Below are 16,516 nucleotides of genomic sequence, written 5' to 3'. Positions count from 1 at the left end.
CTTTCGTGCCATGGAGGCCAACTGGGCCAAGGTGTGGGAAGACCTAGAGGTCTTCAAGCCCAAGGATGACGGTTCGGCCGAGCGTCGCTATGTCCTAGACATGTTCCCCTACCCCTCCGGGGACCTGCACATGGGCCACGCCGAGGCGTTCGCGATGGGGGATGTGGTCGCCCGCTACTGGAAGCTCAAGGGCTACGACGTGATGCACCCGATCGGCTGGGACTCCTTCGGGCTGCCGGCCGAGAACGCGGCCATCAAGCGCAACGCGCACCCGGCCGAATGGACCTACAAGAACATCGAGACCCAGGCCGCCAGCTTCAAGCGCTACGCCATCTCCGCGGACTGGTCGCGCCGGCTGCACACCTCGGACCCGGAATACTACCGCTGGACCCAGTGGCTGTTTAACCGCTTCTACGAAAAGGGCCTGGCCTACCGCAAGAACCACCCGGTGAACTGGTGCCCGAAGGACCAGACCGTGCTGGCCAACGAGCAGGTCGTCAACGGCGCCTGCGAACGCTGCGGCACCCAGGTGACCAAGAAGTCGCTGAACCAGTGGTACTTCAAGATCACCGACTACGCCGACCGCCTGCTGCAGGACATGGAAGACCTCAAGGGCCACTGGCCCGAGCGGGTGCTGCTGATGCAGAAGAACTGGATCGGACGCTCCGAGGGCGCCGAGGTCACCTTCAGCATCGAGGCGGCCGGGGACAAGCCGGCCAAGGACGTCACCGTGTTCACCACCCGCCCGGACACCCTGTACGGGGCGACGTTCATGGTGGTGGCCGCGGACGCGGACCTGGCCGGGGAACTGGTCACCGACGAGCAGCGCCAGGCGCTGGTCGACTACCAGGAGCAGGTCAACCACCTGTCCGAAATTGAGCGCCAGAGCACCGAACGCGAAAAGACCGGGGTGTTTTTGGGCCGCTACGGCATCAACCCGCTCTCCGGGGAGAAGCTGCCGATCTGGGCGGCGGACTACGTGCTCTCCGACTACGGCACCGGCGCGATCATGGCCGTGCCCGCCCACGACCAGCGCGACCTGGAGTTCGCCCTGGCCTTCGACCTGCCGGTGCGCGTGGTCGTGGACACCGGGGAGGAAGACCCGACCGTGTCCAGGACCGCCACCTCCGGGGACGGGAAGCTGGTGAACTCCGGGCAGCTGGACGGGCTGGACAAGCAGGCCGCCATCGCCAAGGCCATCGAAATCGTCGAGGCCGCCGGCACCGGCGAGCACACCGTGAACTTCCGCCTGCGTGACTGGCTGCTCTCCCGCCAGCGCTTCTGGGGCACCCCGATCCCGATCATCCACTGCCCGCAGTGCGGTGAGGTTCCGGTGCCCGATGACCAGCTGCCGGTGCGCCTGCCGGAGAACCTGCGCGGCGAGGAACTGGCCCCGAAGGGCACCAGCCCGCTGGCCGCGGCCGCGGACTGGGTCAGCGTGGCCTGCCCGAGCTGCGGCGGACACGCCAAGCGGGACACCGACACCATGGACACCTTCGTGGACTCCTCCTGGTACTTCCTGCGCTTCGTCTCCCCGGACTACACCCAGGGCCCGTTCGACCCGAAGGCGGTGCGCGACTGGATGCCGGTCGGGCAGTACGTGGGCGGGGTGGAGCACGCGATCCTGCACCTGCTCTACTCGCGCTTCTTCACCAAGGTCATCCACGACCTGGGGCTGATCGACGCGACCGAGCCCTTCAGCGCCCTGCTGAACCAGGGCCAGGTCCTCAACGGCGGCAAGGCGATGAGCAAGTCGCTGGGCAACGGCGTGGACCTGGGCGAACAGCTCGATGAGTACGGGGTGGACGCGGTGCGTCTGACCATGGTCTTCGCCTCCCCGCCGGAGGACGACGTGGACTGGGCCGACGTGTCCCCGTCCGGTTCGCAGAAGTTCCTGGCCCGCGCCTGGCGCCTGGCCCAGGATGTGGCCAGCGCCCCGGGTGTGGACTACACCACCGGGGACACCGCGCTGCGCCAGGTCACCCACCGCACCGTGCACGAGGCGGCCCAGCTGCTGGACGGGCACAAGTTCAACGTGGTGATCGCCAAGACCATGGAACTGGTCAACGCCACCCGCAAGACCATCGACACCGGGGCCGGCGCCGCCGACCCGGCGGTGCGCGAGGCCACCGGCGTGGTCGCCCAGCTGCTCTCCCTGTTCGCCCCCTACACGGCCGAGGACATGTGGGCAGCGCTGGGCTACGAGCCGAGCGTGGCCAACAGCGCCTGGCCCACCGTGGATGAGGCCCTGCTGGTGGATGACACCATCACCGCGGTCGTCCAGGTCAAGGGCAAGGTCCGCGCCCGCCTGGAGGTGTCGGTGGACATCAGCGAGGCGGAGCTGGAAGCCGCGGCCCTGGCCCACGAGAACGTGGTGCGCCTGCTGGATGGCAAGGCGCCGCTGAAGGTCATCGTGCGCGCCCCGAAGCTGGTCAACGTGGTGCCGGCACCGTAGGGTCGGGCACATGAGTGAACGCCCCAGCGCCGCGCGGGGACGGTGGTTTGCAAAACGCCGTCCCCGTCCGGCGCCCGCCGCCCGGATCGGGATCGTCACCGACTCCTCCGCCTGCCTGGGCGGGCCATGGCTGGAGCACCCGGACTTTGAGATGCTCACCATCCCGGTGATCATCGACGACGTGGTGTGCGGGGATGACACCGACGCGCTGGTGATGGGGCTGGCCATGGGCCAGGCGGTGCGCACCTCCCGTCCTGCGCCGGGGCAGTTCATGCGCGCCTACCGGCAGCTGGCCGAGGCCGGCTGCGAAGCCATCATCTCCGTGCACCTTTCCGCCGGGCTCTCGGGCACCCACGAATCCGCGCGGCTGGCGGCCGGGCAGGTCCAGGTGCCGGTCACCGTGGTGGATTCACGCACCGTCGCCCTGCCGCTGGGGTTCGCCGTGCGCCGCATGCTCACCGCCCGCGCCGCCGGGGCGGGGCTGGATGAGCTGCTGGACATTGCCCGCGCCGCGAAGGACAACTCCGTATTCTTCGCGGTTCCCAGCCTGGACCAGCTGCGCCGCGGCGGGCGGATCAGCACCCTGTCCGGGGTGGTGGGCAACCTGCTCAGCGTCAAGCCGATCCTGGCCATCCAGGACGGGGCGATCCACCCGGTGGAGAAGCCGCGCACCTTCCCGCGCGCCCAAAGCCGGTTGGTGGCGCTCGGGCGCCAGGTGGCCGAGCAGGCCCGGCAGGCGGGGGCCGACGTGGAAGTGGGGATCATGCACTTCGGAGCGCAGGACCCGGCCGAGGAACTGGCCCGCGAGGTCGCCGAACTCACCGATCACCCGGTGGCCCTGGAACCGCTGCCGGCGGTGCTGGCCGCCCACACCGGGGTGGGGGTGCTCGCCGTCTGCGTGGCCCCGCACTACCCGCCAGCCCCGGAGCATCCACAAGCGGACGAACCGCAGTAGCCGGCCCGCCGGGCAGCACCCACACTGGCTGGCATGGGCCGGCACAACTTCTTTCCCCAGCGCTCCCCGCGCCCCTCCAGGGTCCGCTTCGCCGTGTCCCGGGCCGCGGCCATTACCCTGGTGGTGGCCGTCATCGGCTGGATCGCGCTGTCCATCCTGTTCGCGCCCCCGGATCCCAACCAGACGCTGGGCACCGTGCAGACCACCACCGGGCAGCCGGGCCCGGACCCGCCGGCGCCGGGGCAGGGCACGGCACCCGAAGAACCGGGCAGCAGCGGGCCGGCCTCCACCGAGGCTGGCCCCGCCACGGGGGATGGGGTGGTCGTACACGTGGTCGGGGCGGTGCGCAGCCCCGGGGTGTACCGCCTGCCGGGCGGGGCACGGATCGTGGACGCCATCGAGGCGGCCGGCGGGATGAGCCCCGGGGCCCGGCCCGAACTGCTGAACCTGGCATCTCCGGTCAGCGACGGGCAGCAGGTGCTGCTGCCGCACAAGGACGACCCGCCGGGATTCTCCCCGGCGGCCCAGCCACCATCCGCTGGACCAGGCACCGGCGGCACCGACACCACCTCCGCTACGCCGTCGGGAGCCGCGGCAGGCGGTGCCCGCAGTGCCCCCGGCGCCCCGGGCGGGAAGATCCCCCTCAACCAGGCCGACGCCGAGACCCTGATGCAGTTGCCGGGCATCGGACCGGCACTGGCCGGACGGATCATCGACTTTAGGGAGGCAAACGGGCCGTTCAAGTCCGTCGAGGAACTCGAGCAGGTTTCCGGGATCGGTCCGGTGCTGATGGGCAAGCTGCGGGAACTGGTGCAGGCGCCGTGAACACCGACTTCCGGGGACTGTGGATGCTGGGCGGGGCGTGGGCGACCGCCTGGTTCGCCCCGCAACGCTGGGTGTTGGTCCCGCTGCTGGGAATGATCGCCGTGCTGTTCGTGCTGGCCGCCCGCCGCCGCCACGACCCGCGGTACTCCGCGCCCTGGTTCACTGCGCTGCTGCTGATGCTGTTGGCGGCCACCGCGGTGATCGTCAGCGACCAGGGCCGGGCGCACTGTCAGCTGCCCGGACATGGGACGCAAAGCTACCGGGTGATGTGGGCGTTCAGCGAGACTCCGCGCACCGGCCAGGACGGCGCACTGAAGGGCCGGGCGCAGATCCAACGGTACTGGCAGGACGGGACCTGGCACCACTGCCCGATCCAGGTGTACGCGACCAGCACGGTTCCGCTGCCCCAGGCCGTGGCCGGCTACGAGTCGCTGATGCGCCTGGAGGCCACCGGGTCGCGCACCGGTATCCAGTATTTCGCCAGCGTCAACAGCCCCTCCACCGGGCACGGCCGCGCCCCGCACGGGCCGGCCGAACGGCTGAAACAGCGGTTCGTGCACACCCTGGACGCGCTGCCCGAACCGGCACGGGCACTGCTGCCGGGCATGCTCTACGGGGACCGTTCCCTGCAGGATGATGCCCTGAGCACCGCGATGAAGCAGACCGGGCTCAGCCACCTGACCGCGGTCAGCGGCTCGAACTGTGCCATCATTGCCGGTCTGGTGCTGTTGGTGCTGCGCGGGCTCGGGGCGCCGCGCTGGCTGGCGCTGCTGGGCCTGGGTGGTGCGCTGCTGCTCTTTTCCGGGTTTGTGGGGCCCGAACCCAGCGTGCTGCGCGCCGCGGTAATGGGCGGCCTCGCCGCGCTCAGCCTGTATGTCGGCCGGGGCCGGGCGAGCCTGGGCATCCTGTGCCTGACCGGAACCCTGCTGCTGTTCGCGGACCCGTCACTGGCGGGGGAACCGGCGTTCTTGCTCTCGGTGCTGGCGACCCTGGGCATCGTGGTGTTCACCCCACCGATCACCGAGGTGCTGGCGCGCCGGGTACCGAAACTGCTTGCCGAGCCCATCGCGATCTGCACGGCCGCCCAGCTGACCTGCCTGCCCGTGGTCATTGCCCTGTCCGAGCATTTCAGCCTCTACTCCATCCCCCTGAACCTGCTGATCACCCCGTTGGTCCCGCTGATCACCGTGAGCGGGATGCTGTGCGTGCTGCTGGCCCCGGCGCTTCCCGTCCTGGCCGGTTGGCTGGTGTGGGTGCCGGGGCTGCCGGCGTGGGGGATTGGCGGGCTGGCGGGCTGGGCGGCCGGCTGGCCCGGGGCGCAGCGGCCCTGGCCGCAGGGGACTGGCGGGGTGCTGCTGGCGGTGGTGATCACGCTGGTGCTCTGTGCATCGATCCTGTTGCTGGCGCATGCGCAGGTGCCGTGGCTGCGTCACGGGGTGCGGGCGCTGTTGGGTGCGGGGGTGCTGGTCCTGTGCGCCCTGGTGTTGCCGGCCACGCTGCTGGTGCGGCCCAGCGCGCCGGAGTGGAACCTGGCAATGTGCGATGTGGGGCAGGGGGACGCACTGGTGATCAACACCGGCGGGCAGGGCGGGTGGCTGATCGATACCGGTAACCCGGGTTCCGGGGTGCTGCAGTGCCTGGACACCCTGGGGGTCAGGCATCTGGAGAAGGTCTTCATCACCCACGCCCACGAGGACCACATGGGCGCGTTGCCCGAGGTGCTGCAGGCCATCGCGGTGGGAGAGGTACTCGTCTCGGCCGGGTTCCGCGGCGCGGTACAGGCCCCGTTGCGCGTGCTGCAGCCCGGCGAGCAGCAGCAGGAAGGCTCGGTCAGCTTCACCGTGCTGGGCCCGGAACCGGGCCTGCTGCGCGGCGCGTCGGTGAATGACACCTCCCTGGTGCTGCGCGTTGACTTCCATGCCCCGGGCGGGCCGGTTTCCTTCTTCACCGCCGGGGACATGGAATCCGAGGCGATGTCCCGGCTGCTGACGCCCAACCCACCACAGGGCATCAGCGTGTTGAAGGCCTCCCACCACGGGGCGCGCAACGGCGGCAGCGAACTGATCGAGCGGCTGCACCCGAAACTGCTGCTGATCCCGGTCGGTGCCGGCAACAGCTACGGGCACCCGCACCCGCAGATCCTGGAAGCGGCGAAGCGGGTCGGCGCCCAGGTGCTGCGCACCGACCAGCAGGGGACGGTAACCATCACATTTGCCCACGGGCGGGCCACCGCCACCCGGATCGGGGTCCCGGTTCGATAGGATCGTAGCTGGTAGTTCGTCCCCGTGAAGGAGCCTGATGGCACGCGCCCCCAAATCCGCCGGTATCTCCTGGCGCGACTTGACCCCCCAGCCGCTGATCCTGCTTTCGGGCCCCGACGAGTACCTGGCCTCCCGGGCCTTTGACACGCTGCGCCAGCAGGCCGCCCAGCGCGAGGGGATCGAGGTCACCCGGCTCTCGGCCTCCAGCTACGAGCCCGGCGAACTGCTGATGGCCACCAGCTCCTCCCTGTTCGCCTCGGCGAACCTGGTGGAGATCACGGACCTGGCCTCCATGAACGAGGTGTTCCTGCGCGACGCGCTGGCCTACCTGAAGGACATCGCACCGGAGAACGTGCTGATCATGCACCACTCGGGTCAGCGCGGCAAGAAGCTGATCGATGCCCTGAAGCAGGCCGGGGCGGTGGTGGTTGACTGCCAGCCGCTGAAGCGCGATGCGGACAAGATCGACTTCGTCACCAATGAATTCAAGGCTGCCAAACGGCGCATCACCAACGACGCGGTCAAGGCCCTGGTCGCCGCGGTCGGCTCCTCACTGGCCGAGTTGGGGGCCTCCTGCCACCAGCTGATCGCCGACACCACCGGCACCGTGGACCAGGAGGTGGTCGACCGCTACTACGGCGGACGGGTGGAGGCCACCGCATTCAAGGTCGCCGACGCGGCCATCGCCGGGGACGCCGAGCAGGCGCTGGCGACGCTGCGCCACGCCCTGGACACCGGCACCGACCCGATCCCGGTGGTGGCGACGCTGGCCATGAAGGTGCGCCAGCTGGCCAAGGTGCTGGGAGTGAACGAGCCGGCGGCGAAACTGGCCGGGGAACTGGGCATGGCCCCCTGGCAGGTGCAGTCCGCCCAGCAGCAGGCCCGTGGCTGGAAGCGCAAGGACCTGGCCGACTGCATCGAGAAGGTCGCCCTGACCGACCGCATGGTCAAGGGCGGGGGACGGGCCCCGGCGTACGCGCTGGAGCAGGCGGTGCTGTTCATCGCCGAGAAGTCCCCGCGCTGAGCACCCACACGTTCCCAAGTGGTGCCGCCCCGCCGTCTTCGCGGATCCCGGCACGGCGGCGCGGGGCGGGGACCTGCCGGTTAAACCACAAGAACCCGGGCCCCTTGCGGGAACCCGGGTTCTTGAGAAGCTTGCTAGTGCCTAGAGGGCGTTAACCTTCTTGGCAATGGCCGACTTGCGGTTAGCAGCGTTGTTCTTGTGCAGAACACCCTTGCTAACGGCCTTATCCAGCTTGCGGCCGGCGGCCTGCAGCGCCTCGGTTGCCTTCTCCTTGTCACCGGCCACGACGGCTTCGTTGACCTTGCGGATCAGGGTCTTGACCTCGGAGCGGACTGCGACGTTGCGGACGCGAGCCTTTTCGTTGGTCAGGTTGCGCTTCTTCTGGGACTTGATATTAGCCACTTAATAAACTCTCTCGTTTATCGTTTTATACGGTCGGTAGAGGGTTCATCCTCCAGGCCATCGACTGAGCGGTGTGGGGCACCTATGGCGACCCGAAGGGGGCGTGTCGCCCAACCTGCGCGACACACAGCAATTAACACTACCAGAATCCACCGGCCGGGCCGAACCCCTAGCGCCGCCGGTTCAGGTGACTTACGACAAGGTCGAAGCGCCGCTTGTCCAGCACCGCGCCCTCGCGGCGCACCGTGGCCGGATCCATGCGGATCACCCGGTCCAGCTTCACCTCGCTGGGCCGGCCCTGCGCGTCCCAGCTGCCGCTGCCGATGTCGACATAGTCATCGTTGCGGTGGGTCCCGTTGGTGTTGTCCTTCGAGGTGAGCATCAGCCCCAGCAGCCACTTGCCGTCACGACCCACCAGCAGCACCGGGCGGTCCTTGCCCTGTGAGTGGTCCTCCTCGTAGGGCACCCAGCCCCAGACGATCTCCCCGGGATCCGGCTCACCGTCCAGGCTGGGGTTGTAGTTCACCGCCACCGCCGCGGTGTAGTCCCCGGGATAGACCCCGCCCTGCACCGCGGAGCCGGCCGGGCGGGAAGCGGGGTTCTGTTTGGAGGCCGGATGTGGCCGCGGGGAGGGGGCCTGCCGGGAACGGGAGGCGGACTGGTAGCGGGAAACCTCGCGCACCACGCGGTTCAACAGGGAAAAGATCTTTCGCGCATTCAATGCCATGAAGCACAAACTACCAGCGGACGGGCGCACAATAGCGCGGTTTGGGGTGAATCATGACAGAATAGGGACGAAATCCACCTGTTCTCTACGTTACCTAGTGAGGTCTGTTTAGGTGTCTCCCTTGGCCCGCACCGCGCCGGTGCCCGCCGCGACCGATCCGTCGCTGATCCGCAACTTCTGCATCATCGCGCACATCGACCACGGCAAGTCCACCCTGGCCGACCGCATGCTGCAGCTGACCGGCGTGGTCGCCGCGCGCGACATGAAAGCCCAGTACCTGGACCGGATGGACATTGAACGCGAACGCGGCATCACCATCAAGTCCCAGGCCGTGCGCATGCCCTGGGAAGTCGAGGGCACCTCGTACGCGCTGAACATGATCGACACCCCCGGGCACGTCGACTTCACCTATGAGGTCTCCCGCTCGCTGGCCGCCTGCGAGGGCGCGATCCTGCTGGTGGACGCCGCGCAGGGCATTGAGGCCCAGACGCTGGCGAACCTGTACCTGGCCATCGAGGGCGACCTGACGATCATCCCGGTGCTGAACAAGATCGATTTGCCCAACGCCCAGCCGGAGAAGTACGCCGAGGAGCTGGCGGGCCTGATCGGGTGCGAGCCCGATGAGGTGCTGAAGGTTTCGGGCAAGACCGGTGAGGGCGTCGAGGCGCTGCTGGATGAAGTGATCAAGCAGCTGCCATCGCCGGTGGGCCAGGCCGACGCCCCGGCCCGCGCCATGATCTTCGACTCGGTCTACGACACCTACCGCGGCGTGGTCACCTACGTGCGGGTGGTGGACGGCAACCTGAAGCCGCGTGAACGCGTGCAGATGATGTCCACCGGCACCAACCACGAACTGCTGGAAATCGGGGTGTCCTCCCCGAACCCGATCCCCACCAAGGGCCTGGGCGTAGGCGAGGTCGGCTACCTGATCACCGGTGTGAAGGATGTGCGCCAGTCCAAGGTCGGTGACACCGTCACCAACGCGGCCAAGCCGGCCGCCGAATCCCTGGGCGGCTACGAGGAACCCAAACCGATGGTGTTCTCCGGGCTGTACCCGATCGACGGGTCGGACTACCCGGCGCTGCGTGATGCGCTGGACAAGCTGCAGCTGAACGACGCCGCACTGGTCTACGAACCGGAAACCTCCGTGGCCCTGGGCTTCGGCTTCCGCGTGGGCTTCCTGGGCCTGCTGCACCTGGAAATCACCCGCCAGCGCCTGGAGAGCGAATTCAACCTTGATCTGATCTCCACCGCCCCGAACGTGGTGTACGAGGTGATGGGTGAGGACAAGCAGCTGATCACCGTCACCAACCCCTCCGAGTTCCCCGAGGGCAAGATCCTGGAGGTGCACGAGCCGATGGTGGCCGCCACCATCCTGGCCCCGAGCGAGTTCATCGGCGCGATCATGGAGCTGTGCCAGAACCGGCGCGGCACCATGCGCGGGATGGACTACCTCTCCGAGGACCGCGTGGAAATGCGCTACTGGCTGCCGCTGGCCGAGATCGTGTTCGACTTCTTCGACCACCTCAAGTCCCGCACCCGCGGCTACGCGTCGCTGGACTGGAAGGCCGACGGGGAGCAGGTCGCGGACCTGGTGAAGGTCGACATCCTGCTGCAGGGCGAGCAGGTGGACGCGTTCAGCGCCATCACCCACCGTGACAAGGCCTACTCCTACGGCACCATGATGACCTCCAAGCTGCGCGAACTGATTCCGCGCCAGCAGTTCGAGGTGCCGATCCAGGCGGCCATCGGCTCGCGCATCATCGCACGTGAGAACATCCGCGCCATCCGCAAGGACGTGCTGGCCAAGTGCTACGGCGGCGACATCAGCCGCAAGCGCAAGCTGCTGGAAAAGCAGAAGGAAGGCAAGAAGCGCATGAAGATGGTCGGGCGCGTCGAGGTGCCGCAGGAGGCCTTCATCGCCGCACTGTCCACCGACGAACCGAAAAAGAAGTAGATGCCCGCAGTCCTTCCGGACGGGGATCCGGCTCCGGCCGATGGTCTGCTCCCGGCAGCGTGTGCGCACGGTGCCGCGGGGCGGACCATGTCCTTTTACGTCCACATTCCCTTCTGCACGGTCCGCTGCGGCTACTGCGACTTCAACACCTACACCGCCAAGGAGCTGGGCTCCGGGGCGACGCAGGAGTCCTATGCGGCCACCGTGGGCCGGGAGATTGATTTCTCCCGCCAGGTGCTGGAGGCCTCCTCGGTGCCGGCCCGGCCGATCGACACCGTGTTCTTCGGCGGCGGCACCCCGACCCTGCTGCCGGCCAGCGACCTGGCCAGCGTGCTGGGGCGGATCAAGGAGAACTTCTCCCTGGCCGAGGGCGCGGAGGTCACCACCGAGGCGAACCCGGATTCGGTGAGCCCCGAAAGCCTTGAGGAACTGGCCGCGGCCGGGTTCACCCGGGTCTCCTTCGGCATGCAGTCCGCGGTGCCCCACGTGCTCAAGGTCCTGGACCGCACCCACAACCCCGAACGGGTTCCCGAGGCGGTCAACTGGGCGCGGGCGGCCGGCCTGGATGTCAGCGTGGACTTAATCTACGGGACGCCGGGGGAGTCGGTCGCCGACTGGCGCACCAGCGTCGAGGCGGCCCTGAGCTACGAACCGGACCACATCAGCGCCTACGCGCTGATCATCGAACAGGGCACGAAGCTGGCCGCGCAGATCCGCCGCGGGGTGGTGCCGGACATCGACGATGACGATCACGCCGAGAAGTACCAGCTGGCCGATCAGATGTTCGCCGCCGCCGGCTACAACTGGTACGAGGTGAGCAACTGGGCCCGCGGACGCGAGCACGCCTGCCGCCACAACCTGGTCTACTGGCAGGGCGGGGACTGGTGGGGCGCCGGGCCCGGGGCGCACTCGCACATTGGCGGGCTGCGCTGGTGGAACGTGAAGCACCCGGCCGCCTACCAGCAGCGGATCGACGCCGGGATCTCCCCGGGGGCCGGACGCGAATTCCCGGACGCCGAGGCGGTGCAGCTCGAGCGCACGATGCTGCTGACCCGCCTGGACACCGGCATGCCGATCTCCGAGCTGGACGAAACCGGGCGCCGGGCCGTGGCCGGGCTGATCGCCGATGAGCTGATCGATCCGCGCCAGGCCTTCGCCGGGCGGATCGTGCTGACCCAGCGCGGTCGCCTGCTGGCCGACCTGGTGGTGCGCGAACTGCTGAACTTCTAACCCGCAAACCTCGGCCCGGCGGCACTGGCCAGCCAAAACGTCCGAAGCCCACCGCCTGATCCTCATCAGCGGTGGGCTTCGGGGGGGTTTTTCCCTGGTTCTTGGGCGCGGGCCAGGCCCGCGCTACTTCATCAGCCGCAGGTTCAGCGGGTAGCGGAAGGGGCGTCCCTTGTTGACCTGGATGCCGGCGCGGGCACCCATCAGCGTCATGAACACCCACAGCGCCACACCGACCACGGCGAACAGCCAGCCGATGAACGGGATCAGGCTCAGCAGGTTCAGCAGGATGGCCAGGACCGTAAGCGGGAAGGTGAAGTTGAACGCTTCCTTGGATTCCTGCGCGGTGAACGGGCCGCGGTCACGGTACACCGCGTAGATGATGGCCGAGGGGATGCACCCCAGGATGCTGCCGAAGTGAGCGAGCATCGCCCATTGCCGATCCTCGGTGGGGCTCAGTGGCAAAGCGGTCACCTGCGAACCCTCAAAGCGTGAGTTCTCCGGTGAAGACTCAGTCTGGCGAGATGGCACTGTCGAATTTCCTTGCAATGTCTGAAGTGTGGTTACTGCCTCGAGTCTAGCCACCGGGACCGCTTCGGAAGCTCGACTCGCGGAACTAACCCTGCGATTCACCGATTGTTAGGAAACCGTAATCTTCGGTGGTGAGGAAATCGATCAGGTGCTCGACCTTGCCCAGCAGTTCGGGCTGCAGCTGCGAATAGTATTCGACCTTCGACAGGATCCGCTGCCAGCCCAACCCGATGTCGGCGGCGCTCTGGTGCGGCCAGCCGAAGCTGCGCAGCACCCCGGTTTTCCAGTCGGTGCCCTTGGGGATCACCGGCCACGCGGTGATGCCCAGCACCTCGGGCTTCACCGCCTGCCAGATGTCCACGTAGGGGTGGCCCAGGATCAGCACGTTGCCCTGCGCGCCGGGCGTGGCCATCGCCTGCTGCACGATGCGTTCCTCCTTCGTCCCGGAAATCAGGTGGTCGACCAGGATCCCCAGGCGGCGCTGCGGGGAGGGGTCGAAGTCCCGAATGGCCGCGGCCAGATCGTCCACGCCGTGCAGCGGTTCAACCACGATGCCCTCGACGCGCAGGTCATGGCCCCACACCTTCTCCACCAGCTCGGCGTCGTGCTTGCCCTCCACCCAGATGCGGCTGGCCCGGGCGGTGCGCGCCTTCTGCCCGGTCACCGCGCGGGACCCGGAGGAGGAACGCAGGGTGCTTCCGGCCTGTGCCTGGGCGCGCGGTTCGACCAGCTCCACCGGCTCTCCCTCCAGCAGGAAGCCGAAGCCGCTCTGGAAGGACTTGGTGCGCCCATGGCGGTCCTCCAGGACAATGACCCGCATGCCCCCGGACTTCTCGGTGCGCACCAGCTCACCAACCCAACCGGAGGCCACATCCTCCAGTAGAAGCCCGCGCTCCACCGGAACCTGACGCAGTTTCTTGGGAGCGGGGGTGCCCAGATCCATGGCGCCCCACGGGTAGTTGCTCACTGAATGCAGCCCTTTCGCTGTGACCGAATACGAACCAGATTCCAATGCTAGCAAGCGCTGAACGTACTAGACTTGGCACTTGAGGACGTAGAGTGCTAAATGCCGTGAGGCATGGAAGGTGGTGTGACAGTGAGCGAATTGCGGCGCCTGGATGTGCTGCGAGCCATCGTGGAGGATTATGTCCAATCCCGCGAACCGGTGGGCTCCAAGACCCTGCTGGACCGGCACGACCTGGGGGTCTCGGCGGCCACCATCCGCAACGACATGGCCGCGCTGGAGGACGAAGGACTCATCGTCGCCCCGCACACCTCTTCCGGGCGGGTGCCCACAGAAAAGGGCTACCGCCGGTTCGTCGACGAGATCGGTGAGATCAAGCCGCTCTCGCGCGCCGAACGCGAGGCGATCAACCGGATCATGGACACCTCCCAGGATCTGGAGGAGATGCTGCACAGCACCGTGCGGCTGCTGGCGAAGCTGACCAACCAGGTCGCGATGATCCAGGTGCCGCAGTACGACACGGCCGCGCTGCGGCACATCGAACTGGTGGGGCTCAGCCGGCACCAGTTCCTGCTGGTGCTCATTGCCTCCAACGGCAGTGTGGACCAGCGGGTGCTGAGCACCGCCGCGCCGTTCACCGACGAGTCGCTGGCCGGGCTGAAGAACACGCTGCTGGAGGCGCTGGCCGGGTACCAGCTTTCCGAGCTGTCCGTGCTGCTCTCCACCCACAGCGTGGAAATCCCGGGCCAGGACCAGGACCTGCTGGGAGAAATCCTTGCGGCCCTGCGCGAAATGGCGCATTCGGCCACCGAACAGCGTATCGTGATGGCGGGAACCGCGAACCTGGCCCGTGCCGGGGGAGACTTCCCGCTGAGCATCACCCCGGTGCTTGAGGCGCTGGAGGAGCAGGTGGTGCTGTTGAAGCTGTTTTCCGAACTGGAAGCCGATTCGCGCGGCCTGTCGGTGAGCATCGGCACCGAAACCCACATCGGGGAGCTGTCCGAGGCGGCGGTGGTGGCCACCAGCTACGGCAGCGATGCCCGCAACAAGCTCGGGGTGCTGGGCCCGACCCGGATGAACTACCCCTCCTCGATGGCCTCGGTGCGCGCCGTGGCACGCTACCTGTCCCGAATCCTGGCGAACTGAGACTCGCCGGCACAGACTTTGACCAACGGTTAGGAAAGGACACGCGAGAAACGTGAGCTCGCATTACGAGACGCTGGGTGTCGCGAAGGACGCCACGCAACAACAGATTAAGAGCGCCTACCGCAAGATGGCCCGCAAACTGCACCCGGATGTGAATCCCGGGCAGGACGCTGCGGAGCAGTTCAAGCTGGTCACCCGCGCCTACGAGGTCCTTTCGGATGAGACCAAGCGCGCCAACTACGACGCCACCGGGGATGAGAACGGCAACGGCCACCAGGGCTTTGGCGGGGCCGGCGGCTTCGGGGGGTTCGGGGACATCTTCGAGCAGTTCTTCGGCGGCGGCGGACAGGGCCAGGGCCCGATCCCGCGCACCCAGCGTGGACGCGACGCACTGATCACCGTGACCATCGACCTGGAGGACGCGGTCAAGGGCACCGTGTACCCGCTGGAGATGGAAACCGCGGTCACCTGCAAGACCTGCCACGGTGAGGGCACCCGCGAGGGCACCAGCCCGGTCACCTGCTCCATCTGCCACGGCGCCGGCCAGGTGCAGCGCCCGGTGCGCTCGTTCCTGGGCCAGATGATGACCGTGGAAACCTGCGCCGCCTGCCGCGGCCACGGCACCACCATCCCGGACCCCTGCCTGGAGTGCAACGGGGACGGGCGGGTGCGCGAACGGGTCTCCAAGCAGCTGAACATCCCCGCCGGGGTGGCCAGCGGCACCCGCATTCAGCTGCGCGACCAGGGCGAGGCCGGGCCGGGCGGGGGACCGAACGGCGACCTGTTCGTGGAAATCGAGGTGCGCCGCCACAAGATTTTCGAACGGGCGAACAACGACCTGCACGCCAAGATGAGCATCCCGATGACCGCCGCCGCCCTGGGCTGCGAGCTGAAGCTGGAGACCTTCGACGGCGAACAGTCGATCCAGGTGGAGCCCGGGGCCCAGGAGGGGCACACCGTGACCCTGCCGGGGTTGGGCGTGCCGCGGCTGCGCGGGGGCAAGCGCGGGGACATCATCGTGCACCTGAGCGTGGAAACCCCCACGAAGCTGGACGCCGCCCAGCGCGACCTGCTCGAGCAGCTGGCCAAGCTGCGCGGGGAGGAAATGGCGGCCGGACAGGTGGAGCACGCCGGGGGCATGTTCGCCCGGCTGCGCGACAAGTTGGGCCAGCGTTAGGCCATGAGCAACCACAGCTTCGTCATCGACCGGCAGCAGGCCGCCCAGGTCGCCGCCGGTGACCGGCTCTCCATCCAGGGCTCCGAGGCGCACCACGCGCTGAACGTGAAGCGGGTCAAGCCCGGTGAGCACCTGGACCTGCTCGATGGCCACGGCCGCCGGCTGGTGGTCGAGGTGCAGGACGGGGACAGGCAGGCGCTGCACGTCACCGTCCTGGAGGTCGTGGACGAAGCCCCGCCGGGCCACCCGGTCACCCTGATCCAGGCGCTGGCCAAGGGGGACCGGGACCTGCAGGCGGTGGAGGCCAGCGTGGAGCTGGGCGTCAGCGCGGTGCGTCCCTGGCAGGCCGAACGCTCCATCGTGCGCTGGAACGCCGCCAAGGCGCAGAAGGCGCTGGAGAAGTGGCGCTCCCAGGTGCGCAGCGCCCAGAAGCAGTCCCGGCGCAGCTATGAGCCGGTGCTGCACCCGATGCTCACCACGCGGCAGCTGGCCGAGGAGGTCTCGGCCCGGACCGCCGACGGGCACCTGGTCTTGGTGCTGCACGAGGCGGCCACCGTGCCGCTGGAGCGCATCGTGGGGGACTGGAAGGCCGCCGCCGGATCGGCGGGCCGCGCGGCACCTGGCGTGTGCCTGATCGTCGGACCCGAAGGCGGGATCAGCGACGGGGAACTGGCGGTGCTCACCGCCGCCGGTGCCCGAGCCGTGGTTTTGGGCCAGCATGTGCTGCGGGCCTCCACCGCCGGCCCGGCCGCCCTGGTGCTGGTCCGTCACCTGCTCGGGGACCTGTAGGGGGCTTGGAAAAAAACTTCACCCGGCCATCGCCGGTGGACGCGATTTCGCGTCTGCCGGTGGTGGCCGGGTTCGT

The 16,516-nt window shown here is 68.3% G+C and carries 14 protein-coding genes; 10 read left to right on the top strand and 4 right to left on the bottom strand.

Going from position 1 to position 16,516, the window contains the following annotated elements; genetic code table 11:
• The first annotated feature begins 10 nt into the window (after window positions 1–10).
• The 5 genes from leuS to holA are packed head-to-tail and all read left to right on the top strand — an operon-like array spanning window position 11 to window position 7,520.
• Window positions 11–2,455: a leucine--tRNA ligase gene (gene leuS, locus GcLGCM259_RS07635; protein WP_138927201.1), complete on the top strand. Its 2,445-nt coding sequence runs from the start codon at window positions 11–13 to the stop codon at window positions 2,453–2,455.
• 10 nt (window positions 2,456–2,465) lie between these two features.
• The gene (locus tag GcLGCM259_RS07630; protein WP_138926238.1) at window positions 2,466–3,410 is read left to right on the top strand and encodes a DegV family protein; all 945 of its coding nucleotides are present in this window, start codon (window positions 2,466–2,468) and stop codon (window positions 3,408–3,410) included.
• A 33-nt stretch (window positions 3,411–3,443) separates the two neighbouring features.
• Window positions 3,444–4,235, top strand: coding sequence for a ComEA family DNA-binding protein (locus tag GcLGCM259_RS07625; RefSeq protein ID WP_138926237.1), 792 nt, complete (start codon window positions 3,444–3,446; stop codon window positions 4,233–4,235).
• Window positions 4,232–6,496: a DNA internalization-related competence protein ComEC/Rec2 gene (locus GcLGCM259_RS07620; protein WP_138926236.1), complete on the top strand. Its 2,265-nt coding sequence runs from the start codon at window positions 4,232–4,234 to the stop codon at window positions 6,494–6,496. The genes GcLGCM259_RS07625 and GcLGCM259_RS07620 overlap by 4 nt, the downstream gene beginning before the upstream one ends.
• A gap of 37 nt (window positions 6,497–6,533) precedes the next feature.
• A complete protein-coding gene (gene holA / locus GcLGCM259_RS07615; protein WP_138174049.1) occupies window positions 6,534–7,520 on the top strand; it encodes a DNA polymerase III subunit delta in 987 nt (328 codons plus the stop codon).
• A 141-nt stretch (window positions 7,521–7,661) separates the two neighbouring features.
• On the opposite strand, the gene rpsT is transcribed toward holA, so the two are convergent.
• Together rpsT and GcLGCM259_RS07605 are read right to left on the bottom strand one after the other, a co-directional pair.
• Window positions 7,662–7,922, bottom strand: coding sequence for a 30S ribosomal protein S20 (gene rpsT, locus GcLGCM259_RS07610; RefSeq protein ID WP_054821409.1), 261 nt, complete (start codon window positions 7,920–7,922; stop codon window positions 7,662–7,664).
• Between the two features lie 169 nt (window positions 7,923–8,091).
• A complete protein-coding gene (locus tag GcLGCM259_RS07605) occupies window positions 8,092–8,649 on the bottom strand; it encodes a type II toxin-antitoxin system PemK/MazF family toxin (protein ID WP_138926235.1) in 558 nt (185 codons plus the stop codon).
• 112 nt (window positions 8,650–8,761) lie between these two features.
• Between GcLGCM259_RS07605 and lepA the strand changes: the two genes are divergently transcribed.
• A complete protein-coding gene (lepA, locus tag GcLGCM259_RS07600; protein ID WP_138174045.1) occupies window positions 8,762–10,606 on the top strand; it encodes a translation elongation factor 4 in 1,845 nt (614 codons plus the stop codon).
• Window positions 10,607–11,836 carry a radical SAM family heme chaperone HemW gene (hemW, locus tag GcLGCM259_RS07595; RefSeq protein WP_138926234.1) on the top strand — a complete coding sequence of 410 codons (1,230 nt, stop codon included), beginning with the start codon at window positions 10,607–10,609 and terminating at the stop codon, window positions 11,834–11,836.
• 123 nt (window positions 11,837–11,959) lie between these two features.
• Here hemW and GcLGCM259_RS07590 read toward each other — a convergent pair whose 3' ends face one another.
• Together GcLGCM259_RS07590 and GcLGCM259_RS07585 are read right to left on the bottom strand one after the other, a co-directional pair.
• Window positions 11,960–12,307, bottom strand: a complete 348-nt coding sequence (locus tag GcLGCM259_RS07590) for a DUF4870 domain-containing protein (RefSeq protein WP_246049456.1) — start codon at window positions 12,305–12,307, stop codon at window positions 11,960–11,962.
• Between the two features lie 142 nt (window positions 12,308–12,449).
• The gene (locus tag GcLGCM259_RS07585; protein WP_425459770.1) at window positions 12,450–13,331 is read right to left on the bottom strand and encodes a DUF3097 domain-containing protein; all 882 of its coding nucleotides are present in this window, start codon (window positions 13,329–13,331) and stop codon (window positions 12,450–12,452) included.
• A 129-nt stretch (window positions 13,332–13,460) separates the two neighbouring features.
• Between GcLGCM259_RS07585 and hrcA the strand changes: the two genes are divergently transcribed.
• Genes hrcA through GcLGCM259_RS07570 form a run of 3 tightly spaced genes read left to right on the top strand, consistent with a single transcriptional unit; the run spans window position 13,461 to window position 16,440 of the window.
• Window positions 13,461–14,474 carry a heat-inducible transcriptional repressor HrcA gene (gene hrcA / locus GcLGCM259_RS07580; RefSeq protein WP_138926233.1) on the top strand — a complete coding sequence of 338 codons (1,014 nt, stop codon included), beginning with the start codon at window positions 13,461–13,463 and terminating at the stop codon, window positions 14,472–14,474.
• Between the two features lie 52 nt (window positions 14,475–14,526).
• A complete protein-coding gene (gene dnaJ, locus GcLGCM259_RS07575; protein WP_138926232.1) occupies window positions 14,527–15,651 on the top strand; it encodes a molecular chaperone DnaJ in 1,125 nt (374 codons plus the stop codon).
• Between the two features lie 3 nt (window positions 15,652–15,654).
• Window positions 15,655–16,440 (top strand): 16S rRNA (uracil(1498)-N(3))-methyltransferase, encoded by a 786-nt coding sequence (locus tag GcLGCM259_RS07570; RefSeq protein ID WP_138926231.1) that lies wholly within the window; start codon window positions 15,655–15,657, stop codon window positions 16,438–16,440.
• Window positions 16,441–16,516: the final 76 nt, after the last annotated feature.

The organism is Glutamicibacter creatinolyticus, from assembly GCF_006094275.1.
Lineage (GTDB): Bacteria > Actinomycetota > Actinomycetes > Actinomycetales > Micrococcaceae > Glutamicibacter > Glutamicibacter creatinolyticus.
The sequence above is the reverse complement of the archived record's forward strand: the minus strand, read 5'-3'. Positions and strand labels throughout refer to the sequence as shown.

Bases quoted from the DNA above. Each gene is read 5' to 3' on its own strand.
- leuS (WP_138927201.1), top strand. From the start codon at position 11: ATGGAGGCCAACTGGGCCAAGGTGTGGGAAGACCTAGAGGTCTTCAAG.
- GcLGCM259_RS07570 (WP_138926231.1), top strand. From the start codon at position 15,655: ATGAGCAACCACAGCTTCGTCATCGACCGGCAGCAGGCCGCCCAGGTC.
- GcLGCM259_RS07630 (WP_138926238.1), top strand. From the start codon at position 2,466: ATGAGTGAACGCCCCAGCGCCGCGCGGGGACGGTGGTTTGCAAAACGC.
- hemW (WP_138926234.1), top strand. From the start codon at position 10,607: ATGCCCGCAGTCCTTCCGGACGGGGATCCGGCTCCGGCCGATGGTCTG.
- holA (WP_138174049.1), top strand. From the start codon at position 6,534: ATGGCACGCGCCCCCAAATCCGCCGGTATCTCCTGGCGCGACTTGACC.
- GcLGCM259_RS07625 (WP_138926237.1), top strand. From the start codon at position 3,444: ATGGGCCGGCACAACTTCTTTCCCCAGCGCTCCCCGCGCCCCTCCAGG.
- GcLGCM259_RS07605 (WP_138926235.1), bottom strand. From the start codon at position 8,649: ATGGCATTGAATGCGCGAAAGATCTTTTCCCTGTTGAACCGCGTGGTG.